Source organism: Paraburkholderia sp. MM6662-R1 (genome assembly GCF_050436245.1).
Taxonomy (GTDB): Bacteria; Pseudomonadota; Gammaproteobacteria; order Burkholderiales; family Burkholderiaceae; genus Paraburkholderia; species Paraburkholderia tuberum.
Genome location: NZ_JBNDLV010000001.1, coordinates 1,176,074 through 1,201,993 on the forward strand (window position 1 = coordinate 1,176,074; position 25,920 = coordinate 1,201,993).

A 25,920-nucleotide genomic window follows, 5' to 3' on the forward strand; every position below is an offset into this window, starting at 1 on the left:
GGCTCATGTCGCGCGGCCCGCGTTGATTTCGACAGTCCGCGGCGCGCGACGCTATCAGATCCCTAGCAGAGGAGCCGCGCATGGCAGAGCCCACCGTCACCGCCCACATCGGTTCGACGAATTTCCAGGTCGTGTTCGACGACGGCAAGCATACCTGGCTTGCCGACGAACCCGAATCGCTAGGCGGCGGCGACCGCGGCCCGACGCCGGTCTCGCTGCTGCTGTCGAGCCTCGGCGCTTGTACGTCGATCACGCTAAAGATGTACGCGCAGCGCAAAGGCTGGCCGCTCGCGGGCGTACGCGTCAAGCTGTCGATGGAAACCGGCGACGCAGGCTCGACGATCGACCGTCAGATCATGCTCGATGGCGAACTCTCCGGCGAGCAGCGGGAACGGCTTTTGCAAATTGCCAATGCGTGCCCGGTCCACAAGATCCTCACGCACACGATCTCGATCCGCTCCGCGCTCGCGGTCGCTTAACAGTCGCAGCAAACGCGCATAGGACGGTCGGACGCCGTCCGTTCGGGTCACGGGTATTGCAATATTTTCATAGGACGCAGTCGTCTTGAATTTCGAACACCTTATTCAGATCAACGATCCGTTGAATCCCTTCGTCGAATCGATGACCCGCGAGCAGCTGTGGGAAGGGCTCGTGCTGCGCGCCGAGCAGCCGCAACTGTTCGTGATTGGTCTCGACAGCTGCACGATCCTGTCGCGCGACGGCAATGTGCTCGAGCGTGAGTTGCACTACGGCCAGGCCACCGTGCGCGATCGCGTCACGCTGCAGGAAAGCGAAAGCGTGCGCTACGACATCCTGCCGACCGCCGAGCACGTCGGCGGCTCACTGACGATGACGATCGAGCAGCCCGATGAGCTGCAGTTGTTCCTACGCTTCGAGTACGCGACCACGCTGCCCGTCTCGACCGACCAGGACGCCGTGCAGACGCAGGAGATCGTCAAGTCCGCGTATCGCGAGAACGATATCGATACGGTGCGGCTGATCCGCCAGTACGTCGCGGCCGGGCAGGAACCGGGACCGTTGCACTGACATACCGCGCGGGCGCCCTGCCCGCGCTTTCGCGGGGCCATGTCAGAATGGCTTCCAGAATCGCCATCTAGACGCACTTTCATTCAGCTATCAAAAGTCGGATCCGATCAATTTCTCGATCTTGTAAATAGGAATGGTTATCATTTAGAATGATCACATCGAATCGACGAACAAGCTAAAACGAATGACCGATATGACTCGCTCCTCCACGCTCAGCCTGCGCCGCTCGGCGGCCGCGCTAACCAGCCGCCCGAAATCGTCGACGACGGCCGTGCCCGCGGCGAAACCCGGCGCGCAACGCACCGCCGGCCAGAGCGAGACGTCGGAACGGGTCGTGCGCAGCGACGCGCTGCTGCAAGGCCATAGTCACATCAGCATCGTGCACAACGGCGACACGTATCAACTGCGTGCGACGCGCCTCGGCAAGCTGATCCTGACGAAGTAGCAAGGCAACACGAGGTAAGTACCGGGTATTGTGGGGACCACCTCCCAGAGAGGTGTTAGGCATTAGCCAGCCACGACGGTTTGCACGCGAGAACTAGACCCCTTCGTGCAGACACCAAGCCAGCCGTCGCAGCAAGCCAGGCCGCTTTTTTGGTTCTCGCTCGAAAGCCGATGCGCGCAACGGCGTACATCGCTGAAAATGATAAAGCCGTGGGATGTCACCATCCCACGGCTTTTCGTTTGCGCCTGCGTTCGCACCGGACACAGGCTGAAGACTTACTTCGAGGCCCAGCCCCAGAACATCAGCCACCACGCGCTATTGACGACCGCCAGCGCCGCGACGAACCACAGCATCGCCAGCGCGCGTTGCACGAAGCGCTCGCTGTAGCGGCGCGTGACGAGCCACGCGAGCCATGCGCTCCACGCGCTCGCAATCACGAGAATTGCGATGCGCAGATCCGACGCCCACCACAGCGACACGTGCTCGGCGCGCAGCAGCGACAGCGTCGTCGCCGACAAACCAAGGAATACGCCCGCGCCCGCGATCGGAATCAGCCCCTGCGTCAAGTGATGCAGACGCGTTGCGTCGAAGCGCCCGAGCATGCGCGTCGCGCCCGTCAGCAACAGCAGCAGCACGGTGCCGTAGACAAGCGCCGTCAACAGGATGTAGCCGATCAGCAGCGAGCCGTCGAGCCACGAGAACACGTCGTTCTGGTCGGGGTAATGCGTGAACAGGAACCACGGCGCGTTGGTGTCGAGCGGCCACGTGATGTCGCGATCGACGAGCCACGTCGCGGCGAACATCTTCAGGTCGATGAACCAGCGCGACGCGGTCCAGTGGAACGCGCCGATCGCGATGCCGAGCAGGCCATACAGGATCAGCGCGGTGTCCCACGGGTTCGCGTTCTTGTCGCCCAACTGCACGACTTCGGTCGACGGCTTGCGCCACGTCAGCGCGATCGCATCGCGGTGTCCGCTGCAGCGGCCGCACATATGGCAGTCCGCCGCGCCCTTCATGTTGCGCAACGGCACGAGCGGCGCGCAGTTGATCGGAATCACGCGATGCCCATGCTCGCCGTTCGTGTACGAGCGGCGCCACGCGTCTTCGTCGACCTTGTAGTGAAACGGCGCGAGCCGTGACAGAAGCGAAAAAACGCCGTTGACCGGGCACAGGTATTTGCACCAGACGCGCTTCTCGCGTCCGTATAGCAGACCGATCACGATTGCCGCGAAGGTCGAGCCGCCGAGCACCAGCAACACCGCTTTCGGATACTGGTAGACGCTCACCATCTGCCCGTAGATCGTCGTGATGCCGAACGCGACGAACGGCCAGCCGCCCCAGCGCATCCAATGCGGAATCGCGCGGCCGCGGCCGAATTTGCTCGCGAATTCGGCGAGCGCGCCCTCCGGACACAGCACGCCGCACCAGACGCGGCCGAGCATCACCATCGACAGCAACACGAACGGCCACCAGATGCCCCAGAACACGAACTGCGCGGCGAGCGTCAGGTTGTTCCACAGATGCGCGGTGTCGTCCGGCAGCGGCATCAGCGCGGGCACGACGATCAGGAACACATACACCGCGACCACGATCCACTGGATGCCGCGAATCACCGCGCCGTGGCGCTGCATCCACTGGCCGGCCGCCGCGAGGCGGCCCGGCCGGGAAGCCATCACGGCGCTCATGCCGCGCGCCCTACCGTCTGCTGCGCGGGCTTGCGACTGGCGCGGCGCACGAGCAGATAAACGACCGCCCAATACACGGCATAGGCGAGCAGATTCATCAGCGCCGGATGCGCGCGGTAGCCGGTCAGCGTCGCGACGAGCGAACCGAAGGTGCTCGAGTCATCGAGAATCGCCGACGAATTCCACAGCTGGTCGACGAGCGTCGGCAGGATTTCCTTGTCGATCAGCTTGTCGACGCCGGTCTGGAACAGCCCCGCGCCGAGAGAACAGCAGCATGATTTCGGTGACGCGAAAAAAGAGTCGCCACGAGATGATCTTGCCGCCGAGCTGCAACACGTAGAAGGTCAGGAACGCAAGCGCGAGACCGATCACGACAGCGAGCATCTGACTGCCGTCGACATGACCCGACTGGCCAAAGCCGAGGCCGTACAGGAAGATCACGGTTTCGCTGCCTTCGCGCGCGATCGCCAGTGTGACCAGCAGCGCCACGCCCCACCAGTTCGAATCGCGCTGGCTCTTTTGCAGCGACTGTTCCATGTCGCGCTTCAGCGTGCGGCCGTGCTGCTTCATCCACAGCACCATCTGCACGATCAGCACGCAGGCGATGAGCACCATCGCGGTCTGGAAGTAATCCTGCGCGTCACCGGAGAGCACCTCGGTGAAGCCGACCAGCGCCGCGCCGAGCGCCACCGCCGCGATCACGCCGGCCGCCACGCCGCCCCACAGGTACGGCAAGCCGCGGCGGGCGTCGTCGTCGCCATTTTTCAACCACGCGTACAGGATGCCGACGACCAGCAGCGCCTCGACGCTCTCCCGCCACACGATGAACAGAATCTGACCCATTCAAGCTCTCCCTTCGATCCTTCTACTGCCCGCTTCCGTTGCCTCGCGCGACCGACAGCGCCCGCTTGCCGTGGCGAGTTCGCGTTCGCGTTCGCATTCGATCGAGACCACTGCTTACTTCGCGACGATCACGCCCTGCGCCTGGTGGTGAAAGTCGTCGAAAAACTTGTATTCGCCCGGCTCCAGCGGAGCGATCACGACGAACGAATCGGCGCCCGGCGCCAGAACCTTCTCTTTACGCAACTGCACGCTTTCGAATTCGGCCGCGCCCTTGCCGGTGTTGCGTACTTCGATCTTGATACGCTGGCCTGCCGGCACTTCGATGCGGGCCGGCTTCAGTTTGCCGTCGTTCATTTCGAGCTTGAAGGTCGGCAGGTCGGCTGCATGAGCCGTGGCCGCCAGGCAAAACGTGGCGGCAAGCATCGCGATCTTTCGGTTGATTCTCATTGCCCTTTCCGGAAAACGCGACGCGCCAATGCCAGATATGACTCCGACTGTCCGCGCGCCGTCTGCTGCATTCACTGATACGTCGAGCGACGCATTGGCACCGCGCGCCGATCAGTAACCGCCCTTCTTGCCGATGCCAGCGAAGGTGAAGTCGTATTCGAGCGTGATTGGCTTGAACCACGGACCCACGCCGGTTTCCTTGTCGACGTGACGGCCGAACGCCATGTGGCCCATTTGCATCGGCGGTTCGACGATCAGCTTCAGGTGATACTTGCCCGGGCCTTGCAGCTTGACGTTGTCGCCGTAGTGCGGACCATCGTTCGCGACCATCGGCATCAGGTCGCCCTTCAACGGCTGGTTCGAGCCGGCCTTCGTCAGTTCGTAGTGCACCTGCAGATACGGCATCCAGTCGCCTTCGGCGAAACCGGTCGGATTGTTCTTGACCGCGTGGATGTCGGACTCGAGGTGAATGTCCGAATCCGACGCCTTGCGCATCATGCCTTCAGGTTCCATCGTGACCGGCTGCAGGTAGACCGCGCCGATTTCCATGCCGCCCTGGATCTGCTGCTTGCCAATCGGATATTCGGCGGCCGAGACCGACAGCGCCGCGACAGCAGCTACCGCTGCCGCGCCACCGCGCACAAACGAAGAAATCCGCATTGAAGCTCCTTGTTTTGATCAGACTGGGAATCGATTTCGTTGAAACACTGCGCTCGCAAGTCAGATGTAAATTTAAATGCGAACCATTCTCAATATTGGCGCGAGTTTATCATCGATCGTTGACGAGAACAAACCTGTCAGCACGCTCTGCCTGAGGTCAGCAGGGTCTTAAGGCTCGCTTAAGAAACCTTCGTGCGGCGAGGAAACAGGGACGGAATTCGTCACGGCCAAGTTGGCCGCGCCGACGGCTGCAGCGGGAGCTAAAGCGCCGGCCGATGTGAACAGGCGCGGCGAATGGCCGCGCCCTTTCGTGGTGGACAAAAGCGGTGGAGGGACGCTAGCTATTCGACGCCCGACACGTGGTCGCCGACGTTCGCGCCGAACACGCGCTGACGCAGCAGCGCTAGCTGGTCGCGGGTCTGCGCGGCCTTCTCGAATTCGAGATTCTTCGCGTGCTCCATCATCTGCTTTTCGAGGCGCTTGAGCTCCTTGGCGAGCTGCTTCTCGGACATGTCCTCGAACTTCGCGCGAGTCTGCTGCTCCTTCAACTCGGCACGCGCTTCGTCGATGTTGTACACGCCATCGATGATGTCGCGAATCCGTTTCACGACGCCGCGCGGCGTAATGCCGTGCGCGGCGTTGAACGCGATCTGCTTCGTACGCCGCCGCTCGGTTTCGTCGATCGCGCGACGCATCGAGTCCGTGATGTTGTCTCCGTACAGAATCGCCTTGCCGTTCACGTTACGCGCCGCCCGGCCGATGGTCTGGATCAGCGACCGCTCGGCGCGCAGGAAGCCTTCCTTGTCCGCGTCGAGAATCGCGACGAGCGACACCTCGGGAATATCGAGCCCCTCGCGCAGCAGGTTGATCCCGACCAGCACGTCGAACGCGCCGAGACGCAGATCGCGGATGATCTCGACGCGCTCGACCGTGTCGATGTCGCTGTGCAGATAGCGCACCTTGATGCCATGGTCGGCCAGGAACTCGGTGAGCTGCTCGGCCATCCGCTTGGTCAGCGTCGTGACCAGCACGCGGTCGCCGGCCTTGATGCGCTCGTTGATCTCGCCAAGCACGTCGTCGACCTGGCTGCGCGCCGGCCGCACCTCGATTTCAGGGTCGACGAGGCCGGTCGGACGCACAAGCTGTTCGGCGACCTGCCCCGCGGTCCTCTTCTCGTAATCGGCGGGCGTCGCCGACACGAACACGACCTGGCGCATCTTGCGCTCGAACTCGTTGAACTTGAGCGGCCGGTTGTCGAGCGCCGACGGCAGCCGGAAGCCGTAGTCGACGAGGTTTTCCTTGCGCGCGCGGTCGCCGTTGTACATGCCGTTCAGCTGGCCAATCAGCACGTGCGATTCGTCGAGCATCATGATCGCGTCGGGCGGCAGGTAATCGACGAGCGTCGGCGGCGGCTCGCCCGGCGCCGCGCCCGAGAAGTGCCGCGAATAATTCTCGATGCCCTTGCAGAAACCGAGCTCCTGCAGCATTTCGAGGTCAAAGCGGGTGCGCTGCTCGAGGCGCTGCGCCTCGACGAGCTTGCCTTGGCTATAGAAGAATTCGAGGCGCTCGCGCAGCTCGGCCTTGATCGTTTCGACGGCGCGCAGCACGGTATCGCGCGGCGTCACGTAGTGCGACGACGGATACACGGTAAAGCGCGGAATTTTCTGTCGCACGCGGCCGGTGAGAGGATCGAATAGCTGCAGTGTTTCGATTTCGTCGTCGAACAGCTCGACGCGCACCGCCATCTCGGCGTGCTCGGCCGGGAAGATATCGATCGTGTCGCCGCGCACGCGGAACGAGCCGCGCTGGAAGTCGGCTTCGTTGCGGCTGTACTGCATCGCGATCAGCCGCGCGATGACGTCGCGCTGGCCGAGCCGATCGCCGGTGCGCAGCGTCAGGATCATCTTGTGGTATTCGGACGGATTGCCGATACCGTAAATCGCCGACACCGTCGCGACGATCACCACGTCGCGACGCTCCATCAGGCTCTTGGTCGCCGACAGCCGCATCTGCTCGATATGCTCGTTGATCGACGAGTCTTTCTCGATGAACAGATCGCGCTGCGGCACATACGCTTCCGGCTGGTAGTAGTCGTAGTACGAAACGAAGTACTCGACCGCGTTGCGCGGAAAGAACTCGCGGAACTCCGAATACAGCTGCGCGGCGAGCGTCTTGTTCGGCGCGAACACGATCGCCGGGCGGCCGAGCCGCGCGATCGTGTTGGCCATCGTGAAAGTCTTGCCGGAGCCGGTCACGCCGAGCAGCGTCTGGAACGCGAGACCGTCGCCGACGCCTTCGACGAGCGTGTCGATGGCCGTGGGCTGGTCGCCGGCGGGCGGATACGGCTGGTAGAGCTTGAACGGTGAACCTTCGAACGCGATGAATTTTGATTCGTCGAGCGTATCGTCGGCTTCAGTCAGATGGTGTTCGGACATGAGGGGCGGCACCGGGCCTTGGGCAAAGAATCATTCTAACGGGTTGCGGAAAGCGAAGATCGAGCGGGCTTACGTAGGGCGCCCTAGGCGCCGGTGTGTATGGCCCTTTGCGGACTTGCGCGCCCTGACGGGGTTTACCGCGAACTCCCATGCCGGGCTCTGTCCTCCACGCCACGCGTCATCGTGGCGCAGTCAGCGCCAAGGGGCAACGCACCTCGGCCTGGTCGCGCGGTCGACATCGCCACGCCCGCTCGAATTCCTTACTGCCACATGGCTCTCCAGTGCCTGTTTTTCAAGCAAATAATCGCCTTTTGCCCGTCTGGTCGTCCGAAAAAAGCGCCCGGATTCGTTACAATGCGAAGTTGCGCTCGCTCGCCGCGTGCCCATAGGCCGTCCCCGATTTTCGCGTTTCGTCGAACTCACGCCCACCCGCGAAACGCCGCCGACGCCCAGATGGAGCCGCTCGCGCGCGAAGCCGCCCTCTTTTCACTACTGCTGCCCACCCATCATGTCTCTGTTCTCCGCCGTCGAACTTGCTCCCCGCGACCCGATTCTGGGCCTGAACGAAGCTTTCAACGCCGATACGCGCGCCACCAAGGTCAACCTCGGCGTTGGCGTGTACTTCAATGAAGAAGGCAAGATTCCGCTGCTGCGCGCCGTGCGCGAGGCGGAAAAGGCTCGCGTCGAAGCCGCGCTGCCGCGTGGCTATCTGCCGATCGAAGGTATCGCCGCTTACGATGCCGCCGTGCAAAAGCTGCTGCTCGGCAACGACTCGCCGCTGATCGCGGCCGGCCGCGTCGTCACGGCGCAGGCGCTGGGCGGCACGGGCGCGCTGAAGATCGGCGCGGACTTCCTGAAGCGCGTGAATCCGAATAGCAAGGTCGCGATCAGCGATCCGAGCTGGGAAAATCACCGCGCGCTGTTCGAAGGCGCGGGCTTCGTCGTCGAATCGTATCCGTACTATGACGCGCAGACGCACGGCGTGAACTTCGACGGCATGTTGAGCGCGCTGAACAGCTATGAGGCGGGCACGATCGTCGTGCTGCACGCGTGCTGCCATAACCCGACCGGCGTCGACCTGAGCGTCGAGCAGTGGAAGCAGGTCGTCGAGGTCGTCAAGGCGCGCAACCTCGTGCCGTTCCTCGATATCGCCTACCAGGGCTTCGGCGACAACATCGAAGCGGACGCGGCAGCCGTGCGTCTGTTCGCGGCGCAGGAACTGAACGTGTTCGTGTCTTCGTCGTTCTCGAAGTCGTTCTCGCTGTACGGCGAGCGCGTCGGCGCACTGTCGATCATCACCGCGAGCAAGGAAGAAGCGGCGCGCGTGCTGTCGCAACTGAAACGCGTGATCCGCACCAACTACTCGAACCCGCCGACGCACGGCGGCTCGGTAGTCGCGGCCGTGCTCGCATCGCCGGAACTGCGCGCGACGTGGGAAAGCGAACTGGGCGAAATGCGCGAGCGCATCCGCGCGATGCGCAATGGTCTCGTCGAGCGTCTGAAGGCAAGCGGCGTTGATCGTGACTTCAGCTTCGTGAACGCCCAGCGCGGCATGTTCTCGTACTCGGGTCTGACGGCACCGCAAGTGGACCGTCTGCGCGAAGAGTTCGGTATCTATGCGGTCAGCACGGGCCGCATCTGCGTGGCTGCGCTCAATACGCGCAACCTCGACGTCGTCGCCACCGCGATTGCTCACGTGCTGAAGTAAGGCGATTCACAGCGCGGAGGTTTGCCGTGCAAGTGCAGCAGGTTCGCCGCTGCCACCGCCTGTAAAAACGGCGCCCTTTTCTGAAAGGGCGCCGTTTTTTTATTTTCTGACGGTTCGGCCTTGGTTGGCGCAGCGTCGGGGCTCTCCGCGAGGAATCAGCGCGAATCCCGATGAATATCGTGCGTGACGAACCCGGCATCGTTTTCCGGCATATCGAGCCAGTCGGGCTGCTCGAGAGAACGGAGAATATCTTCGAGACCGCTTCGCCAATGCTCGCGCATCGTCGACAGACCGAATTGAAAGTCCTTGTAGTGTCCTTCGTATTCCTTGTGCCGGTAGATCAGGTGAATCACGTTGTAGCGCTTTGAACACGACAGATCTTCGGCCAGCTTGCACCACGGATCGTCGCGTTGGTCTTCTGGCACACGGTCCAGCACCTCGCGCAGTACGTGGCGGAAACGCTGCGAGCGCTGCAGCATGTCGGTCACGAGACGCGTACGGCTCGAATACTGGATGTCTTTCATCCGGCCCTGCACGTCGGTGAGGTTGTCCGGCACCGGCCCGATCGCACTCCATAGGTCGACCTGAAACGCGAGCGTGTCGCGACGCGGCGTGGACTGGAGCATCTCGTAGAGCGGCGTATTCGACATCAGGCCGCCGTCCCAGTAGAACTGACCGTCGATCTCGACGGCCGCGAAGCCCGGCGGCAACGCGCCAGACGCTATGAAATGCTCGGGCCTGAGCGTGGTGTGGGTATTGTCGAAGTACGCGAAATTGCCCGTGCCGCAATTCACCGCGCCCACCGACACGCGTATTTCGCCGGAATTAATCCGGTCGAAATCACACAGCGACTCGAGCGTGGCCTTCAGCGGCGTGGTGTCGTAGTAGCTCGCCAATTGCGGCGGACCGGACACCGTGGGCAACGGCGGTGGGAAACGCGGCACGAAAAAGCCCTTTTGCCCTTCGACGATCGCGCTCATTGCCTGCGCTGCCGTAAATGCCTTGCGCACCGCTTCGCTCGAATTGAACAGAAGGTGCTCGATCGGAGCCGGCAAGGGCGCCCCGAACGCCGGCTGGCAGATCGTCTCCCAGAATTGCAGCAGACGCTCGACGCGTCGTTCCGGTGGATTGCCCGCAATGATCGCCGTATTCAGTGCACCGATCGAGATGCCCGCGATCCAGTTCGGTTCGATGCCGGCTTCGTAAAGTCCCTGAAAGACGCCGGCCTGATAGGCGCCGAGCGCGCCGCCGCCTTGCAGCATCAGCGCGACGGTTTCGTAGTTGGGCAACCGGAGATGCCGGCGCGGGCGGGCGGCGACCGACGGACCCGCGCCCTCCCCGTCGCCCGACACGCCCACCCGCGCCCGCTTCAGATTGCGTTGCGCCATGGGCCGCCCCTTAGTGCATGTACCAGCCGTGGCTCACGACGAACGACTGGCCGGTCAGCGCCGCGCTCGGGAATGTCGACAGGAACAGCACGGTCTGCGCGACGTCTTCGACCGTCGTGAAGATACCGTCGACGGTACCGCCCAGCATCACGCGCTTGATCACTTCCTCTTCGCTGATGCCGAATTCTTTCGCCTGCTCGGGAATCTGCTTGTCGACGAGCGGCGTGCGCACGAAGCCCGGACACACGACGTGCGAACGCACGTTATGCGCAGCGCCCTCCTTGGCAAGCACGCGCGACAGGCCCAGCAGAGCGTGCTTCGCGGTCACGTACGCCGACTTCAGCGGCGAGGCGAGATGCGAGTGGACCGAGCCCATGTAAATCACGACGCCGCCGCGATTGTCCTTGTACATGTGCTTGAGCGCGGCCTTGGTGGTCAGGAACGCGCCATCCACGTGAATGGCCTGCATCTTCTTCCAGTCCGAGAACGAATAGTTTTCGATCGGATTGACGATCTGGATGCCGGCGTTGGAAACGAGAATGTCGATCGAACCGAATTCCTCGGCGACCTTGTCGATCCCCTGGTTGACGGCATCTTCGTTCGTCACGTCCATTGCCACGCCGATTGCCTTACCGCCGCCCTTTCTGATTTCTTCAGCCACGGCGTTCGCACCGTCCTGGTTCAGGTCGGCGATCGCGACCGCAGCACCCGCGGCCGACAGAGTCAACGCGATCTGTTTGCCGATGCCGCTCGCGGCACCAGTGACGACGGCAACTTTGCCGTTCAGATTCGAGTTCAGAGACGACATCCAGAACCTCCATGCAGTTGATGAGCAATGAGACCACGAGACCGCGCGCGGCGAGAAGTCGGCCAAACGGTATAGACCGTTCGGCGGATGCAGCGCGGCGGCCGACTTCGCTATTGTGCATGAACCCTGTGAACGACATAGGTAAAACGCACATCGAACCGTATCTCTTTAAACTGGACGCTTTCGGGCTGAATCCGGGCTCCGTTCCCGTGGCATCACCAACCAGGAGACATGCATGAATTATCGACGTCTGGGCCGCTCGGGCCTGCAAGTGAGCGAGTTGTCCATCGGCTCATGGGTCACGTACGGCAACCAGGTGGATCACCGCGCCGCGCGCGAATCGCTTGCCGCGGCGCGCGACGCGGGCGTCAATTTCTTCGACAACGCCGAAGTCTACGCGGGCGGCAAATCCGAGGAGATCATGGGCCATGCGTTGAAGGAGCTCGCGTGGCCGCGCGTGAGCTACATCGTGTCGACGAAATTCTTCTGGGGACTCAACGAAGCGCCGAACCAGTACCACACGCTGAACCGCAAGTACCTGATGAACGCGATCGACGCGTCGTTGAAGCGCCTGCAGCTCGACTATGTGGATCTCGTGTTCTGTCATCGTCCGGACCCGAACACGCCGGTCGAGGAAACGGTGTGGGCAATGAGCGACATGATCGCGCGCGGCAAGGCGCTGTACTGGGGCACCTCGGAATGGAGCGCCGACGAGATTCGCGCCGCCTATGAAATCGCCGAGCGGCATCATCTGCACAAGCCGGTCATGGAGCAGCCGCAATACAACCTGTTTCACCGCAAACGCGTCGAGCAGGAATACAAACGGCTCTACGAGGACATCGGCCTCGGCCTGACCACGTGGAGCCCACTCGCATCGGGTCTGCTCACAGGCAAATATCGTGACGGCGTGCCAGCCGACAGTCGCGCGCAGTTGCAGGGCTATGACTGGCTGCGCCAGCAGCTCACGGACCCGACCCGGAACAACGTGGTAGGCCAGCTCGGCGCGGTCGCCGACGAGCTCGGCTGCACGGTCGGTCAGCTCGCGATCGCGTGGATTCTGAAGAATCCGAATGTCAGCACGGTGATCACGGGCGCCTCGCGGGTCGAACAGATCGGCGAAAACATGCAGTCCGCCGAGGTGGCCGAGCGCATCACACCGGAGATAAAGCAGCGGATCGAGGAGATCATCGGCGACGCGCACGAGTAATCGCGCGCGCAGCGCCACGCACCGGGTGGCTAACCGGTCACGCGCGGTCGCGTACAATACGCGACCGCGCGTCGCCGGCTCCTTCGGGCCAGCCTGCGCTCTCTCAGCGTCCTCTCATCATGCTCAGCTACCGCCACGCCTTTCATGCCGGCAATCACGCCGACGTTCTGAAACACGCCGTCGTGTTGCAGCTCCTGCGCTACCTTGGCCAGAAGGACAAGGCCTACTGGTATATCGACACCCACGCGGGCGCCGGCGTTTACTCGCTGAAGGAAGGCTACGCGACGAAGTCCGGCGAGTTCGAGACGGGTATTGCGAAACTGTGGGGCCGCAACGATCTGCCGCCGCTGTTCGCCGAATACGTCGATGAAGTCAGCGCGCTCAATGGCGATGGCCAGTTGCATTTTTATCCGGGCTCGCCGTATCTTGCGTGGCGACAACTGCGCGCGCAGGATCGTATGCGGCTCTTCGAATTGCACAGCACCGAAATCGACGTGCTGCGCCACAATTTTCGCGACGCGGGCCGACGCGCAATGCTGTATGCGGGCGACGGCTTCGACGGAATTCTCACGCTGTTGCCGCCCGCGCCGCGCCGCGCGCTGATCCTGCTCGACCCGTCGTATGAAGACAAGCGCGATTACGGGCGCACGCTGCGCTGTGTCGAGGAGAGTCTGAAGCGGTTTCCGACCGGCACGTACGCGGTCTGGTATCCGCAGGTCAAGCGCCCTGAGTCGCAGCGCTTTCCCGATCAACTGAAGCAGTTGCAGAAGGACAACTGGCTGCACGTCAGCCTGACCGTCAGCAATCCGCCGGAAGACGGCTATGGGCTGTTCGGTAGCGGTATGTTCATCCTGAATCCGCCGTATACGCTCGCCAAGACGCTGAAGGATCAGATGCCATGGCTCGTCAAAACGCTCGGCGAGGACAAGGCTGCGACGTTCAAGGTCGAATATCGCGGCAATTGAACGCGATGTGCGGCGCGTGAGCGTGCCGCGCGCGGTTCCCCGTCACCTGTCTTGCGCAACCCGATCTCCGCATACGCTCACTTGAACTGCGCGGCCGCCTTGCTCGCGAACTGGTTCGTATAGGTAGCACTCAGATCGATCTTCTTCGGATCGAGCCGGCTATCGAACGACGACAACGCGCGCAGCGACGTCGCCGGGCCATCAGCGGGCATCAGTCCGTCCGGCGAATACGCGTCGCGCACGTTGTGAAAGGCGTCGAGATAGAGCGTCGGGTCGCCCAACAGATAGGCTTGCGGCACCATCTTCAGCAGATCCGCGTCGCTCGCACTCTGCAGCCAATGATTCGCACGCACGATCGCGTTGGTCAGCGCCTGCGTTGTCTTCGGATTTTTCTGGATGAAGCTTTCGGCCGCGTAAAGCGTCGCCGCGGGCATCATGCCGCCGAACACCTCCTGCGTACCTTTCACCGTACGCGTATCGACAAGCACCTTGATGGCGCCGCTACGCGTGAGCTTGGTCATCATTGGATCGACATTGGACAGCGCGTCGATCTGGCCACTGCCCACCGCGGCCAGCACCGTCGCGCCGCTGCCGACGCCGATCGCCGAAATGTCGCTGCGCTGCACGCCGGCCTTGTGCAACGCAACGGTGAGCACGAGATCCGTCGACGAACCCGGTGCGCTCACGCCGACCTTCGCGCCTTTGAAGTCCGCGAGCGACTTGATCTGATCGGCCTTCGACTTCACCACGCCGATCACGATCTGCGGTGCGCGGCCCATCAACACGAACGCGCGATAGTGCTGACCCTTCGCCTGCATGAACAACGTGTGCTCGAACGCGCCCGCGCCGACTTCGGCGCTGCCGCCCACCACCGCTTCGAGCGCTTTCGAGCCGCCCGCGAAATCTTCGAGCGTGACGTTCAGGCCTTCGTCCTTGAAGTAGCCGAGCTGCTGTGCGGCGAGGACCGGCAGATAGTACAGGCCAGGTAAGCCGCCGACGGCCATCGTCAGTGTCGGCATTTCCGGCGTGTCCTTCGCGAACCCAGCGCCGGGCAACGCGGCCAGTGCGAGCAGCATCACGCAGGCGCGCGTCGCACGCTGCATCCATTGATTGAGCATGGTGACGTCTCCTTGTTGTGTTTTCCGTTCGAAGCAGTGACGCAGGCGCACTTGCCGAGATCCAAGCTCACGGCGGCGAGGCGCGCAACGATTGTCGTCGGACGGTTTCACGGACGCCATGCGCCCAAACCCGAATGAGATTGTCGGGTGCGAGGCAAGCTGGCGTATGGGGGAGAAACGGGACCGCGCAGAAGCACCGCCGACGATCTTTCGCGCCGTCGGTACCTATTGCGGAAGGGGCACCGCTCGAGGCACCGGCCGCGGCGGCACGCCACCACCCGCCGGCAATTGGATATACGGCGCGACCACGAACGGCGGCGACGATTCCGTAGGCAGCTCGACCGGTGCCGCGATCGGCGGCGCGGCGACGATCGGCTCCTGCGCAGGCGGCGAGCTGAGCAGTACGGTACCGCTCTGGCCATTATTGACGCCGCCAAGCGTATCGAGGATCACGGGGGGACGCCCGTTATCGGACACCGCGAATGCGTCTGACGCGGCGCAGAGGGCGGCGAGCGTCGCCATGGCGGCCGCGGCCATCACGGCTCGGAAAGTTTGCAGCGAACGGACGGAGGACATGGACAGCCCGATTGGTTATGAATGCCGTCTTGCGCGAAAAACGCCATACATTACCGCGGGCCGCGTTACGAAGCTAGTCGATATTCGCCATCAGCAGCTTTCTTGCGCCGTTCACTCGGAAAAACGTCGAAGGCACACGCGGATTTCGATGTCCAGATATGACAAAGCCCCGCTTTGACGGGGCTCGACATTGGTACTGCAATGGCCGCGCAAAAGCAGCGCCGCCAGGTCAAACTCGAAGCGGAAACTTACAGCGAATAGCCGTTGGTTTCGAGCGAACGGATGCGCTGTTCGAGCTGAACGATATCCGACGACGAGGCGAGATATGCCTCACGACGGCTACGTTCCGCGGTTTCGAACCAGGTGCTGAGCTTCTCAAGAATGAATGCCAAGATGATGTTCTCCAAGGATCAGATCGAATCCCCGGTGATTTGACATCAGGGATTTCCCGTGAAAGGGTTAACCCGCATTATAGCCTTAAGGTGCAACCTGAATAGTGAAATGCCCGCATGGTGTGCATTCCGTTTTGGAATAGTGCACTGGAAAGGTGCAACGCATTTCCTGATTTTATTGGGATTCATCGAGGCGTTCTTTAAGTGGACGTCATTTTCGCAATTTTTATGCGCACTTTCGGTGCATGAATCGCTCGACCTTAAGAATCGGCAGGCCCGGTTGCACTTCGATTAGCCGCTTAAAGCGGACGGCAACCTTGTCCCGATACAAGATCGGTGTCCGCCAGTCGCTCGATAATCGGACAATCTGGCCGGTCATCACCATGGCAATGATCGGCCAGATGCGCGAGAGTGTCGCGCATGTCCGTGAGTTCGGCGATGCGGCGATCGAGTTCGGCGACATGTTCGAGCGCGATCCGCTTTACTTCGGCACTTGCACGCGAGCGGTCGTGCCATAGAGCAAGCAGCCGCCGGATATCCTCGACCAGAAATCCGAGCCGGCGAGCCTGGCGAATAAAGCGCAAGGAATGCACTTCCTGCGGGCCATACACGCGATAACCGGCACTCGTGCGCGCCTTCGCAGTCAATAGGCCGACACTTTCGTAGTAGCGGATCATTTTTGCCGTAACGCCCGACACGCGGGCCGCTTCGCCTATGTTCATGACTGTTTCCTCAAGGTTGCGGCTGAACTCCAATCGATCCTACACCTTCCCATGGTGGGAAGGTCAGCTACCCAAACAAGGTACGGCAGGCATAATTCGACTATCCGCAATCTGATTCCGCCGAGGTCTTTGCAATGACAATCGAACTCCATGTAGAAGGCATGAGCTGCCAGCACTGCGTTGCCGCTGTCACGAGCGCGATTCGCGAGCACGACGCCGCCGCGCAGGTTCAGGTGGATCTCGCGACCGGCCGCGTGCTCGTGGAGTCGGCGCAACCCGTCGATGCGCTGAAGGCCGCGATTGACGAGGCCGGATACACGGTCACGTCTGTGCGCTGAGGGTGCGGCGCATGTTCAAGGTTGCCGTAATAGGTGGTTCCGGATTGCTCGGCCGCGCGCTCAACGACGAACTCGCGCGCCAGACCGGCTGGCAGACCGTCTCCACCGCATATAGCCGAACGTCTCCGCGAATGGTCGCGTTGGATGTTCGCGATAGCGTCGCGGTCGAGCGTTTCATCGACCGCGTAGCGCCGGATGCCGTCGTGATTGCCGCGGCGGAGCGCCATCCCGATGTATGCGAGCGCGATCCGGCGCTTGCTCGCGCGCTGAACGTCGATGCCGTGCGAATGATCGCCGGGGCGGCGAACCGACACGGCGCGTGGACACTGTCGATCTCGACCGACTACGTGTTCGACGGCACGCACCCGCCCTATCGTCACGACAGCACACCTGCGCCACTGAACGCGTACGGACAGAGCAAGCTCGAAGGCGAGCGAGCGCTGACCGACACGGCCGAGGGCGGATGCGTGCTGCGTCTGCCGCTGCTATATGGTCCGATCGTCAGTTGGTCGGAATCGGCCGTGACTAGCCTCGTGCCGGCGATTGCAGCGGCGGCGGCGCCGGGGGCCCAGGCTGCCAGGATGGACGCTTGGGCGATCCGCTATCCTACGTTCACGCCCGATGTCGCTTTCGTGATCCGACAGATGCTCGAGCGGCACGCGCGCGGCGAAACGGTCTCTGGCATCGTGCAATGGTCGGGCGACGAACCGATGAACAAGTACGAGATCGCCGTGCGTCTGGCAGAAGCGTTGCAACTCGACGCGCGTCTGACGCCCCAGCGCACACCCACCGACGCGACGCCGCGCCCGCACAACTGTCATCTGGCATCGAGCCGTTTAGAGGTACTCGGAATCGGTCGACGCACGCCTTTCGATATGGCGATCCGGGAGGTGCTGGCCGCGTTTCCGTGGCAGGGACAGGCAACTTCCGTATGATCCGGCGCCTTGCGTGCGTGCGGTAAGCGGCTGGCAAACCCCCGTTGACGAACGGTGAATCAGGCGACAGCGGTAAGAGGTTGCCAGTTATGTGGCAGCAATGCGGCGATGTCGCTTGCCCTGTGGGTGGGAGGCCGTGTCCCGATGTCTTTCAGATATGCGTGGGGTTCGTGACCGTTGAGTTCGTTGGCCAGCGCGCAGCGACCCGGCGAACAATCCGCGTTTGGCCGGAGCTGGAATCCGAGGGCGGAAGCACGTCGCCTGAGGGCTGCGATGCTGCGCTGGCGCTGCTGTTCCTCATAGCGCTGCTGCCCCTGGTCGACGAAGGCTTCGCCGCGCGTGAGCATGAAGTACACCATGCGGGCAAGCTTGTGGGCGACCGCGGTATTGGCGCGCGGCTTGTCCATGCGTGAGCACAGCCGGCGGTAGAACGCGCCGAGCGCCGAGTCGCTGCGCGACAGGCTCATGGCTGCCATTTTCAGCGCCTGCCGGGCGCGGTTGGCGGAGGGTCGTTTGCCGGAAGCCAGCGTCAAGCACTTCTGTTCGTGGCGGGGCACAGGCGCAGCCACGAACAGAAGTGCTTGACGCTGGCAAAGCGGCTCAGATCCGGGCCGATCTCGGAGAGGATCGTCATCACGGTGGCCACGGACAGGCCGTTGATGCGCGTCAGGCCCACGCCCGCCCAGCGCGCGAGCGCGGTACGCGCGTCGAACCGGGGGCGTTCTTCTGGCGTTTCTTGTCCGGCCCGGCCAGCTGGACGTCGTGACGCCCCAGGGGGACCAACAGCGCCCCGGTCTTCGCATCGCACTCGAGGATGCGCTCGGCGAGACTGTCGAACATTGCGAGCGCCTGCGCGAGCACGAACAGGTGCTCCTCGCGCCAGTTGCCGGTCAGCGCCCTGATGATGTCTTCGGTACTGGCCTTGACGAGACTGTGGCGGAAACGCGCGAGCACCTTCGGGTCGCGTTCGCCGGCCACGATCGCGCGGATGATCCCCTGTCCGGTCGTACCCATCACGTCCGTGAGTACGTCGGTGAGCTGGAGGTTCATCTGCAGCAGTGCCTTCTGCATGCGCTGCACCCAGCTACCTTGTTCGGTGAGCAGCAGCTCGCGCTGCCGCACCACCGCGCGCACCACGCAGACCTCGCCAGCGGGGCGCCAGGCCGCACGCAGCAGTCCGAGACTCATGAGCTTCTGCAGCCACTGGCAGTCTTGTACGTCGCTCCTGCCCCCGCGTCACAATGGTTGTCGCCTGGATAAAATTGGAATCTGGGGGCGATAAAGAGAGAACAAGTTGACGCGTTACGGAAAGACATTCAAGGACAGAGCGGTGGCGCGGTTGTTGCCGCCGGAGAGCGCATCAGTGGAAGAGGTTGCGCGAGAGATCGGTGTGGGCGCGCAGACGCTGGAGCGCTGGCGCAGTGATGCGCTGTCCAGGCCCGCTCGCGAGCGGGCATGGACAGCGGCCGCGCGTTTCGAAGCGGTGTTGAGCACGGCAGCGATGGACGAGACGGCCCGCAATGCGTGGTGCCGCGAGCATGGCGTGTATCCGCAGGAACTGGCGCAGTGGCGGCAAGCGGCCACGCAGGCGCTGGCCGAGCCCGAAGAGGCCCGTGCGAGTCCACAGCAAACGAAGCAGGACCAGCGTCGCATCAAGGAACTGGAACGCGAACTGCGGCGCAAGGAGAAAGCACTGGCCGAGGCAGCCGCATTGCTGGTTCTTTCAAAAAAACTCGGGGCGATCTTCAACACGGACAAGGGCGAGGACGAATGATCGGCCTCGAAGATCGCCAGTTCCTGGCCCGGGAAATCGATTCGGCAAGACTGGCTGGCGCACGGTTGCGCCTGGCCTGCGAGGTGGCCGGGATCGACGTGCGTACCCTGCAGCGCTGGAAGGCCCATGAGGGGCTCGTCAAGGGTGACGCCAGGCCCGGCGCGACGCGCCCGCTGCCCGCGCACGCCCTGAGCCCGCAGGAGCGGGCGAACGTGCTGCGCGTAGCCAGCGAGCCGCGCTTTGCCGACATGCCACCGGCGCGCATCGTGCCGATGCTGGCCGACGAAGGCGTGTACATCGCCAGCGAATCGACCTTTGCGCGCGTGCTGCGCGAGCATGGGCAGATGACGCGCCGTGGTCGTGCCAGAACGCCTTCGAGCGCCCGGCCGCCGACCACGCACGTCGCAACGGCGCCGCGCCAGGTGTGGTGCTGGGACATGACCTATCTGCCGGCAACGGTAACAGGGCGATGGTTCCACCTGTACATGATCCTGGACCTGTACAGCCGCAAGATTGTCGGCTGGGAGGTGCACGACAGCGACGCGGCCGAACACGCTGCTCATCTCGTGCGTCGTACGGCGCTCTCCGAAGGCATTGCCGTCCCTGAGACCCGGCCGGTGCTGCACGGCGATAACGGTGCGACGCTCAAGGCCACGACCGTGCTGGCGATGCTCCACTGGCTGGGTGTCAAGCCGTCGTACTCGCGCCCCCGGGTCAGCGACGACAACGCCTACGCCGAGGCGCTGTTCCGAACCGCGAAGTACCGGCCGGAGTTTCCGGTCACAGGCTTCGAGGACCTGAACGCTGCTCGCACCTGGGCTGCCGGCTTCGTGCAGTGGTACAACTTCGAGCATCGTCATAGCGGCATCCGCTACGTGACGCCTGCGCAGCGTCATGCCGGTGACGATCGTGCGCTTCTCGTGGCACGTCACGCACTGTACGCGAAGGCGCGCGCGTGCAATCCGGCCCGCTGGTCGCTTCACACGCGCAACTGGACACCGGTTGGTGCCGTGACGCTTAACCCCGAACGCGACTCAGTCGTCGAGATGGCGTCGATCAGCGCAAATAAACAGCCTCTGGCTGCATGAGTGAGGCGACAACTTGCTTGACGCGCGCCGCCTGCGCCCCGGCACGTACTTCATCTGCCGCGCATCGACAAGCCAGACTGTCAGCCCGCGCCGCTCGAGCACCTCATACACCGGGATCCAGTAGACGCCGGTGGATTCCAGTGCCACGGTATCGACGCCGCACGTGAGCAGCCAGTCGGCCATCGCGTGCAGGTCACCGGTCATCGTGCCGAACTCGCGCACCGGCTGGTCGTCGGCCGTCCGGGGGACTGGCCACCCAGTGGCTGGACGGGCCCACATCGATCCCGGCGGCGTTCGGATACACCTCATCGTCTTCCCGCTTGCGCATGGCCATGGCCTGCTTCTGGCTGGTTGGTTCAGGGCAGCACCAGGGGGAAGCGTCTGAATCGACTCGATCTCTCAAACGGGATGCAGCTCGCGCCGCTCACCAATGTCACCGACGATTCCCGGACCATGCTATGTACCGGACTCGCCACACGGCGTCCGGGGACGTCGCATGCGCGCACCAGTGATCTTCCGGTCATCACGCGCTGCCGCCTGTGTTATAGCCCATCATCGTTTCTTCCGGAACACCGGGGACGATTGGCGGCCTTCGGAAGCTATGTAGCGTGAGAGTCGTCAAGGCCCGAGTCGTAAGATTGACCGTGCCAAGGTTTGCTCAACGGAGGTCATCACGGACGCAAATCACGTTACCGGACCACATGCTGAGAGCGTCATCCTGGCAGTGTCGCTTGAACTGTCTGCCGCCCAGTGGAAGGTCGCGCTTCACGACGGATTCAGGGAGAAGCCGGCGGTCCACACGGTCAGCGCGCCACAGGCGAACTTGCGACTGCAGGCCGTTCTCGAACTCATCGCGCAGCACAAGCAGAAGTGGTCGCTGCCGTCGAACGAGCTAGCGTCAAGACTAATGGGATGGACGCCCCCACCCGAAGCGGCATCAATGTGCCAAAGTGGATGTGTCGAAGCAACCACCTGACCGAGGGGAGCGCCCATCATGAAGATTACGACAGTTGGCATCGATCTGGCGAAGAACGTTTTTGCCGTCCATGGTGTAAATGAGCATGGTCGAACGGTGCTGAAGAAAGTGCTCAAGCGAAATCACGTTGCGGGCTTCTTCGCCAACCTGCCGCGCGTCAAACAAGATGAGAGCAGCGCGTCAATCAGGATGAGAGTACTGGCGTTGCGGCAGTGGTGGGGGGCGTAGCCCGGAACCGCTGCCGCAACGCCGCGCCGAGGAGCTCCCCGTCGTCGGGGTGCCTTGTCGGTGGTCGCGGTAAATCGGGTATGAACAGCACTTCCATGTAGCGAAGGGAGGCTGAGTTGCCCGGCCGACACGTCAACGACCATCAGATGAGGCTCTACATGAAGTACAGACTCAAGGAGAGGCCGCCCCAGGCGGCGGCACGCGCTGGTTTCAGCGCCGCCACGGGCTATCGCATCGAAGAGGATCCGCGATTGCCATCGCAGAAGAAGGCCCCGCGCGGGCGTCGCCGTGCCGATCCCCTGGCCGCGATCTTTGACGCCGAGATTGTGCCACTGCTCCAGTCCGCTCGCGGTATCCGTCCAATAGCCGTACTGGACGAGATGCTTCGGCGCCATCCCGAGCTCCCGGGCAACGTGCGTCGCACACTCGAGCGACGTATTCGCGACTGGCGCGCACTCCATGGCGAGGAACGTGACGTCATGTTCCGTCAGGTACACGAACCCGGTCGTCTCGGGTTATCCGACTTCACCGAGATGGACAGTCTGGGCGTCACCGTGGCGGGCGTCGTGCTGGACCATCGCCTGTATCACTTTCGGCTGGCCTGCTCGGGCTTTGAACACGCTCACGTCATTCTCGGCGGCGAGAGCTATGTCGCGCTGGCTGAGGGGCTGCAGAACGCCATCTGGGCACTCGGAGGCGTGCCGCGCGAGCACCGCAGCGACAGCCTGTCGGCGGCGTTCCGCAATCTCGAAGCCGAGGCGCGCGAGGATCTGACCACGCGTTACGAGGCGCTGTGTGCTCACTACGGCATGCACCCTACGCGCAACAACCGTGGCGTTGCCCACGAGAACGGCTCCATCGAGAGCCCTCACGGCCACCTCAAGAACGCAGTGCGTGATGCGTTGCTTCTGCGCGGCAGTCACGACTTCGACGATCTCGATTCCTATCGCCGCTTTATCGACGAGATCGTCGGTCGTATCAACGCACGTAATGGCAAACGCATTGAGGCCGAGCGGGCACTGCTTCAGCCGCTTCCGGCCCAGCGTACGTGCGACTACGAGGAAACGCGCGTGTACGTCACGACCAGCTGCGGCTTCGTCCTGCGCAAGGTGTTCTATACCGTCCCGTCACGGCTGATCGGTCATCACCTCCGCGTGCGCCTGTACGACGACCGGCTGGAGCTGTTTCTGGGCAGTACGGCCCTGATGACACTGCAGCGCGGCCGTGCGGGTCCCAATGGCAAGCACGGCCACGTCATCAACTACCGGCACGTCATCCATGCGTTGCGCCGCAAGCCCATGGCGCTGCTCAACCTTGTCTACCGCGATCAGATCTTTCCGCGCGAGGCCTATCGCCTGACCTTCGATCGCCTGCTCGAGCAACTGCCGGAGCGCCAGGCATGCAGGACCATGGCTGAATTGCTCAGCCTGGCCCACGAGCACAACTGCGAAGCGCAACTGGCCCAGGCGCTGCAGCAGTGCCTGGACGATGGGCAGTTACCCGATCTGGACGCACTGTGTTCGCGTTTCGAAGCGAAGCCCGCGAGCGCCATGCCGGAGGTGAACGTCCAGCTCGCACCGCTGAGCGACTATGAAGCTCTGCTTGACATGGCAACGGAGGTGGCAGCATGAGTCACGACATCGATGCCACCCGCCTTCTATGAGCAGGAAGTTGTCAACGTCTTTCGCGAACAGTCTTCTATGAGCAGGAAGTTGTCAACGTCTTTCGCGAACAGTCTTCTATGAGCAGGAAGTTGTCAACGTCTTTCGCGAACAGTCTCATGAATCATCGGTCAGGTCCTTCTGCGCCTCCACGTGCGTGCGGAGGCGCGTAATCGGGTCAAGGGCGGGCTTCAGCCTGGCGCCAGCGGACCCTTGACGCGGCGAAGGGTTCGGAATGCTGGCGAAGGCTGGTGAGCGCGGGTTATTGCGCTCGTCAGCATGCAAGCCGGTCTGCGTCCTTGGTCTGAAGCCGCTCGTCGCGCGCGTCGGACCTGACGTCCGACTACCTTCTATCCGCTGGCACTTTGCCAGCCTCATCCTGCATGCGCATTACGCCGGAACCTTGTCCCGGGGAGCATGCCCCATCTGTCAAAGCGGCTACGTCGGTAACCCGGCGGGTGGGCGGGCATGTCCACTTCAAACCGTCATACATTGGCTTCGCGGGGTTGCATGATTGCCTTATTACGATATCTCGCTGGTCACACTGACTTCAGCTGCGCGCCTTCAGGGATGATGCCGTCCTTCAGGTAGCGCCATAGCGCAATCGCCAGACGTCGCGCCACCGCGACGATCGCGATGCGGCGCGCGCGGCGGTTGGCGCCGGTGCCTTGGGTGCGCTGGTCGAACCACTGCGTCAGTGCACTGCCGGGCTGATAGCGCAGCCAGGTTCACGCCATCTCAACCAGTAACGCGCGTACCCTCCGGTTACCCTGTCTGCTGATGCCCTGATCGGTATGGCTCTGGCCGCTGTCGTAGGGCTGCGGCACCAGTCCGACGCAGGCGCCCACCTGGCGGCGGTTGCTGAACTCCCGCCAGAACAGCTCGAGGGCGAGGCGCGACGCACCCACTTCGCCAATCCCCTTCAGGCGCGCGAGGGCATCGCTTCGTTCGCGCGCAGGAGGCGACACGCTCGCCTTACGCGTCTTCTCCAGCGTTGCGAGTTGCTGCTGCGCCAGCGCCAGTCGTTCGCACTCGCGCAGCAGCCGCTCACGCAGCTCGGGCGGCAGCGGCGTGCCGTCGTGGCACTTCACCTCGTTACGGGCGAGCCGGCCAGCGAAGGCCCGGTGGTCGACCTCATCCCAGCAGCCGAGCGTGGCCAACAGTTTGCGCATGCGGTCGCGGTGCTGCAGCACTTCCTTCTGCAACTGGCCGCGATCGCGCATCAGCTGGCGCGACGCCTCGTCCTGTGGCGACGGCACGTGGACCACGTGCATGCGATCGCGCTCGCCGCGTAGCCACGCGCGCAGATTCATCACAAGCTTGATGGCATCGAGCCGGTCAGTTTTCGCGCGCCGCTTGTGGCGTTCGACCGGAATGCTCGCCGGATCGACGACGTAGCACTCGATGCCGTGCGCCTGCAGCGCGCGACAGATCCAGAACGCGTCCTGGCCGGCCTCGTAGCTGACGACGATGCGCACGCCCGCGGGCAGCGACCACTTCTCCTTGTGCCGTTCGATCAGGTCCAGCACCGCCTGCAGGCGGGCGGCGGCCTGTGGCTGCGCGACCGCGTACACGGCGGGCTTCTCGCGTCGGCCGTCGTGCAGCGCGACCTTCCAGGTTGCTGCGGCGAGCTCGAGTGACATCGCCAATACCAGTTCTTCGCCACCCGCCGTGAACGTCTGATTCGTGCGCATGATGCTCCTCCTTTGAACGGGACTTGACACGCTGATTTTAAGTATCAGTTCGTCGACGCCCCTCGCTCATAGGATCTGTCGCTGCTGCTCAACGATCTGCGGCTGCCGGCCATCAAGCAGATCTGGTCCAGCTTTGCCGAGCGGTCCGACACGGAAGGCTGGCCGGCAGCGCGCCTGCTGATGGCGCTGACCGAACACGAGATCGCCGGGCGTGATCGACGCCGGATCGAGCGTCACCTCAAGGACGCCAGGCTATTGCCGGGCAAGACGCTGGAGAACTTCGATTTCGATGCAGTGCCGATGGTGTCCAGGGCACACATCTCGGCGCTTTGCGCTGGCGACGGCTGGTTGCGTAACGGCACCAACCTGATTCTTCTGGGGCCCAGTGGGGGTGGCAAATCACACTTGTCGTCGGCGATTGGACTGAGCCTGCTGGAGAAGGGCTGGAAGGTCCTCTTCGCTCGCACGACCGACCTCGTGCAGCGGTTGCAGGTCGCGCGCCGCGAGCTCGCTCTGGAGTCCGCCATCAACCGGCTGGATCGCTTCGATTTAGTCATCCTGGACGATTTCGCATACGTCAGCAAGGATCAGGCCGAGACGTCGGTGCTGTTCGAGCTCATCAGCGCCAGGTATGAGCACCGTTCTCTTTGCATAACGGCCAACCAGCCGTTCGGCGAATGGGACAAGGTCTGAGGTTGACCCGGTTCGACGGATAGATTTGCAGTTGAGTTTAATGCGGTGTGGCACCTCCCGATAAGATCAAATCGCAGGTTGTCCACG

Annotated in this window: 20 protein-coding genes and 7 pseudogenes; 12 read left to right on the plus strand and 15 right to left on the minus strand. The window is 63.0% G+C overall.

Going from position 1 to position 25,920, the window contains the following annotated elements; all coding sequences use genetic code 11:
- The first annotated feature begins 80 nt into the window (after positions 1–80).
- From OKW39_RS05540 to hemP, 3 genes are all read left to right on the plus strand, one after another.
- On the plus strand, positions 81–479 hold the full coding sequence (locus OKW39_RS05540; RefSeq protein ID WP_184044399.1) for an OsmC family protein: 399 nt from the start codon (positions 81–83) through the stop codon (positions 477–479).
- An 85-nt stretch (positions 480–564) separates the two neighbouring features.
- Complete coding sequence (locus OKW39_RS05545) at positions 565–1,047, plus strand: SRPBCC family protein (RefSeq protein ID WP_090803848.1); 483 nt, start codon at positions 565–567, stop codon at positions 1,045–1,047.
- A gap of 184 nt (positions 1,048–1,231) precedes the next feature.
- Positions 1,232–1,492, plus strand: a complete 261-nt coding sequence (hemP, locus tag OKW39_RS05550) for a hemin uptake protein HemP (protein WP_184062150.1) — start codon at positions 1,232–1,234, stop codon at positions 1,490–1,492.
- Between the two features lie 275 nt (positions 1,493–1,767).
- On the opposite strand, the gene OKW39_RS05555 is transcribed toward hemP, so the two are convergent.
- From OKW39_RS05555 to uvrB, 5 genes and pseudogenes are all read right to left on the minus strand, one after another.
- Positions 1,768–3,177: a 4Fe-4S binding protein gene (locus OKW39_RS05555; RefSeq protein WP_429562252.1), complete on the minus strand. Its 1,410-nt coding sequence runs from the start codon at positions 3,175–3,177 to the stop codon at positions 1,768–1,770.
- A pseudogene (locus OKW39_RS05560) lies at positions 3,174–4,020 on the minus strand (FTR1 family iron permease). Before OKW39_RS05560 ends, OKW39_RS05555 begins: the two are co-directional and overlap by 4 nt.
- A 114-nt stretch (positions 4,021–4,134) precedes the next feature.
- Complete coding sequence (locus OKW39_RS05565) at positions 4,135–4,467, minus strand: cupredoxin domain-containing protein (RefSeq protein ID WP_429336059.1); 333 nt, start codon at positions 4,465–4,467, stop codon at positions 4,135–4,137.
- A gap of 111 nt (positions 4,468–4,578) precedes the next feature.
- On the minus strand, positions 4,579–5,127 hold the full coding sequence (locus tag OKW39_RS05570) for an iron transporter (protein WP_090803840.1): 549 nt from the start codon (positions 5,125–5,127) through the stop codon (positions 4,579–4,581).
- Positions 5,128–5,468: 341 nt separating this feature from the next.
- The gene (gene uvrB, locus OKW39_RS05575) at positions 5,469–7,562 is read right to left on the minus strand and encodes an excinuclease ABC subunit UvrB (RefSeq protein WP_184062154.1); all 2,094 of its coding nucleotides are present in this window, start codon (positions 7,560–7,562) and stop codon (positions 5,469–5,471) included.
- 508 nt (positions 7,563–8,070) lie between these two features.
- On the opposite strand from uvrB, the gene OKW39_RS05580 reads away from it, so the two are divergent.
- Positions 8,071–9,270: an amino acid aminotransferase gene (locus OKW39_RS05580; RefSeq protein ID WP_090803836.1), complete on the plus strand. Its 1,200-nt coding sequence runs from the start codon at positions 8,071–8,073 to the stop codon at positions 9,268–9,270.
- A gap of 155 nt (positions 9,271–9,425) precedes the next feature.
- Here OKW39_RS05580 and OKW39_RS05585 read toward each other — a convergent pair whose 3' ends face one another.
- Positions 9,426–10,658, minus strand: coding sequence for a DUF3734 domain-containing protein (locus tag OKW39_RS05585; RefSeq protein ID WP_090803834.1), 1,233 nt, complete (start codon positions 10,656–10,658; stop codon positions 9,426–9,428).
- Positions 10,659–10,668: 10 nt separating this feature from the next.
- Positions 10,669–11,466 (minus strand): 3-hydroxybutyrate dehydrogenase, encoded by a 798-nt coding sequence (locus tag OKW39_RS05590; RefSeq protein WP_090803833.1) that lies wholly within the window; start codon positions 11,464–11,466, stop codon positions 10,669–10,671.
- A gap of 235 nt (positions 11,467–11,701) precedes the next feature.
- Here OKW39_RS05590 and OKW39_RS05595 point away from each other — a divergent pair, with 235 nt between their 5' ends.
- Together OKW39_RS05595 and OKW39_RS05600 are read left to right on the plus strand one after the other, a co-directional pair.
- Positions 11,702–12,673, plus strand: a complete 972-nt coding sequence (locus OKW39_RS05595; protein ID WP_429361806.1) for a potassium channel beta subunit family protein — start codon at positions 11,702–11,704, stop codon at positions 12,671–12,673.
- A 119-nt stretch (positions 12,674–12,792) separates the two neighbouring features.
- Entirely contained in the window at positions 12,793–13,638 is an 846-nt protein-coding gene (locus OKW39_RS05600; RefSeq protein ID WP_090803830.1) for a 23S rRNA (adenine(2030)-N(6))-methyltransferase RlmJ, read from the plus strand.
- A gap of 77 nt (positions 13,639–13,715) precedes the next feature.
- On the opposite strand, the gene OKW39_RS05605 is transcribed toward OKW39_RS05600, so the two are convergent.
- The 4 genes from OKW39_RS05605 to cueR all read right to left on the minus strand — a co-directional run bounded on the left by OKW39_RS05605 (position 13,716) and on the right by cueR (position 16,446).
- Positions 13,716–14,756 (minus strand): ABC transporter substrate-binding protein, encoded by a 1,041-nt coding sequence (locus OKW39_RS05605; RefSeq protein ID WP_429562253.1) that lies wholly within the window; start codon positions 14,754–14,756, stop codon positions 13,716–13,718.
- 225 nt (positions 14,757–14,981) lie between these two features.
- Positions 14,982–15,332 carry a hypothetical protein gene (locus tag OKW39_RS05610; RefSeq protein WP_429361809.1) on the minus strand — a complete coding sequence of 117 codons (351 nt, stop codon included), beginning with the start codon at positions 15,330–15,332 and terminating at the stop codon, positions 14,982–14,984.
- Positions 15,333–15,580: 248 nt separating this feature from the next.
- Positions 15,581–15,727 (minus strand): DUF3563 family protein, encoded by a 147-nt coding sequence (locus OKW39_RS05615; RefSeq protein ID WP_429363735.1) that lies wholly within the window; start codon positions 15,725–15,727, stop codon positions 15,581–15,583.
- Between the two features lie 296 nt (positions 15,728–16,023).
- Positions 16,024–16,446 (minus strand): Cu(I)-responsive transcriptional regulator, encoded by a 423-nt coding sequence (cueR, locus tag OKW39_RS05620; RefSeq protein WP_018418651.1) that lies wholly within the window; start codon positions 16,444–16,446, stop codon positions 16,024–16,026.
- Between the two features lie 134 nt (positions 16,447–16,580).
- Here cueR and OKW39_RS05625 point away from each other — a divergent pair, with 134 nt between their 5' ends.
- Together OKW39_RS05625 and OKW39_RS05630 are read left to right on the plus strand one after the other, a co-directional pair.
- Positions 16,581–16,784: a heavy-metal-associated domain-containing protein gene (locus OKW39_RS05625; protein WP_090803824.1), complete on the plus strand. Its 204-nt coding sequence runs from the start codon at positions 16,581–16,583 to the stop codon at positions 16,782–16,784.
- Positions 16,785–16,795: 11 nt separating this feature from the next.
- Positions 16,796–17,719 carry a dTDP-4-dehydrorhamnose reductase family protein gene (locus OKW39_RS05630; protein ID WP_090803822.1) on the plus strand — a complete coding sequence of 308 codons (924 nt, stop codon included), beginning with the start codon at positions 16,796–16,798 and terminating at the stop codon, positions 17,717–17,719.
- Positions 17,720–17,778: 59 nt separating this feature from the next.
- Here the strand turns inward: OKW39_RS05630 and OKW39_RS05635 are convergent.
- Positions 17,779–17,935 (minus strand): annotated as a pseudogene (locus OKW39_RS05635) (transposase domain-containing protein); the annotation flags it as partial.
- Positions 17,936–17,940: 5 nt separating this feature from the next.
- Positions 17,941–18,952 (minus strand): annotated as a pseudogene (locus OKW39_RS05640) (IS110 family transposase); the annotation flags it as partial.
- Positions 18,953–19,013: 61 nt separating this feature from the next.
- Here OKW39_RS05640 and OKW39_RS05645 point away from each other — a divergent pair.
- Positions 19,014–20,581, plus strand: a protein-coding gene (locus tag OKW39_RS05645) for an IS3 family transposase (RefSeq protein ID WP_429562254.1) whose coding sequence is annotated in 2 segments (ribosomal slippage) — positions 19,014–19,452 and positions 19,452–20,581 — 1,569 coding nt in all. Because the reading frame shifts where the segments join, the coding sequence is not laid out codon by codon here.
- A gap of 30 nt (positions 20,582–20,611) precedes the next feature.
- Here the strand turns inward: OKW39_RS05645 and OKW39_RS05650 are convergent.
- Positions 20,612–20,882: pseudogene (locus OKW39_RS05650) on the minus strand (IS110 family transposase); the annotation flags it as partial.
- A 693-nt stretch (positions 20,883–21,575) separates the two neighbouring features.
- Between OKW39_RS05650 and OKW39_RS05655 the strand changes: the two are divergent.
- Together OKW39_RS05655 and istA are read left to right on the plus strand one after the other, a co-directional pair.
- Positions 21,576–21,710 (plus strand): annotated as a pseudogene (locus OKW39_RS05655) (IS110 family transposase); the annotation flags it as partial.
- Between the two features lie 191 nt (positions 21,711–21,901).
- The gene (gene istA, locus OKW39_RS05660; protein WP_429361813.1) at positions 21,902–23,416 is read left to right on the plus strand and encodes an IS21 family transposase; all 1,515 of its coding nucleotides are present in this window, start codon (positions 21,902–21,904) and stop codon (positions 23,414–23,416) included.
- A gap of 569 nt (positions 23,417–23,985) precedes the next feature.
- Here istA and OKW39_RS05665 read toward each other — a convergent pair.
- A pseudogene (locus OKW39_RS05665) lies at positions 23,986–25,140 on the minus strand (IS110 family transposase).
- A gap of 75 nt (positions 25,141–25,215) precedes the next feature.
- Between OKW39_RS05665 and istB the strand changes: the two are divergent.
- Positions 25,216–25,830: pseudogene (gene istB, locus OKW39_RS05670) on the plus strand (IS21-like element helper ATPase IstB); the annotation flags it as partial.
- Between the last annotated feature and the right edge of the window lie 90 nt (positions 25,831–25,920).

What these genes read in the sequence shown, in the direction of transcription:
- OKW39_RS05580 (WP_090803836.1), top strand. Translation starts at nt 8,071, where the DNA reads ATGTCTCTGTTCTCCGCCGTCGAACTTGCTCCCCGCGACCCGATTCTG.
- cueR (WP_018418651.1), bottom strand. Translation starts at nt 16,446, where the DNA reads ATGAACATAGGCGAAGCGGCCCGCGTGTCGGGCGTTACGGCAAAAATG.
- uvrB (WP_184062154.1), bottom strand. Translation starts at nt 7,562, where the DNA reads ATGTCCGAACACCATCTGACTGAAGCCGACGATACGCTCGACGAATCA.
- OKW39_RS05540 (WP_184044399.1), top strand. Translation starts at nt 81, where the DNA reads ATGGCAGAGCCCACCGTCACCGCCCACATCGGTTCGACGAATTTCCAG.
- OKW39_RS05610 (WP_429361809.1), bottom strand. Translation starts at nt 15,332, where the DNA reads ATGTCCTCCGTCCGTTCGCTGCAAACTTTCCGAGCCGTGATGGCCGCG.
- hemP (WP_184062150.1), top strand. Translation starts at nt 1,232, where the DNA reads ATGACCGATATGACTCGCTCCTCCACGCTCAGCCTGCGCCGCTCGGCG.
- OKW39_RS05605 (WP_429562253.1), bottom strand. Translation starts at nt 14,756, where the DNA reads ATGCTCAATCAATGGATGCAGCGTGCGACGCGCGCCTGCGTGATGCTG.
- OKW39_RS05570 (WP_090803840.1), bottom strand. Translation starts at nt 5,127, where the DNA reads ATGCGGATTTCTTCGTTTGTGCGCGGTGGCGCGGCAGCGGTAGCTGCT.
- OKW39_RS05590 (WP_090803833.1), bottom strand. Translation starts at nt 11,466, where the DNA reads ATGTCGTCTCTGAACTCGAATCTGAACGGCAAAGTTGCCGTCGTCACT.
- OKW39_RS05630 (WP_090803822.1), top strand. Translation starts at nt 16,796, where the DNA reads ATGTTCAAGGTTGCCGTAATAGGTGGTTCCGGATTGCTCGGCCGCGCG.
- OKW39_RS05565 (WP_429336059.1), bottom strand. Translation starts at nt 4,467, where the DNA reads ATGAGAATCAACCGAAAGATCGCGATGCTTGCCGCCACGTTTTGCCTG.
- OKW39_RS05585 (WP_090803834.1), bottom strand. Translation starts at nt 10,658, where the DNA reads ATGGCGCAACGCAATCTGAAGCGGGCGCGGGTGGGCGTGTCGGGCGAC.
- OKW39_RS05600 (WP_090803830.1), top strand. Translation starts at nt 12,793, where the DNA reads ATGCTCAGCTACCGCCACGCCTTTCATGCCGGCAATCACGCCGACGTT.
- OKW39_RS05595 (WP_429361806.1), top strand. Translation starts at nt 11,702, where the DNA reads ATGAATTATCGACGTCTGGGCCGCTCGGGCCTGCAAGTGAGCGAGTTG.
- OKW39_RS05555 (WP_429562252.1), bottom strand. Translation starts at nt 3,177, where the DNA reads ATGAGCGCCGTGATGGCTTCCCGGCCGGGCCGCCTCGCGGCGGCCGGC.
- OKW39_RS05625 (WP_090803824.1), top strand. Translation starts at nt 16,581, where the DNA reads ATGACAATCGAACTCCATGTAGAAGGCATGAGCTGCCAGCACTGCGTT.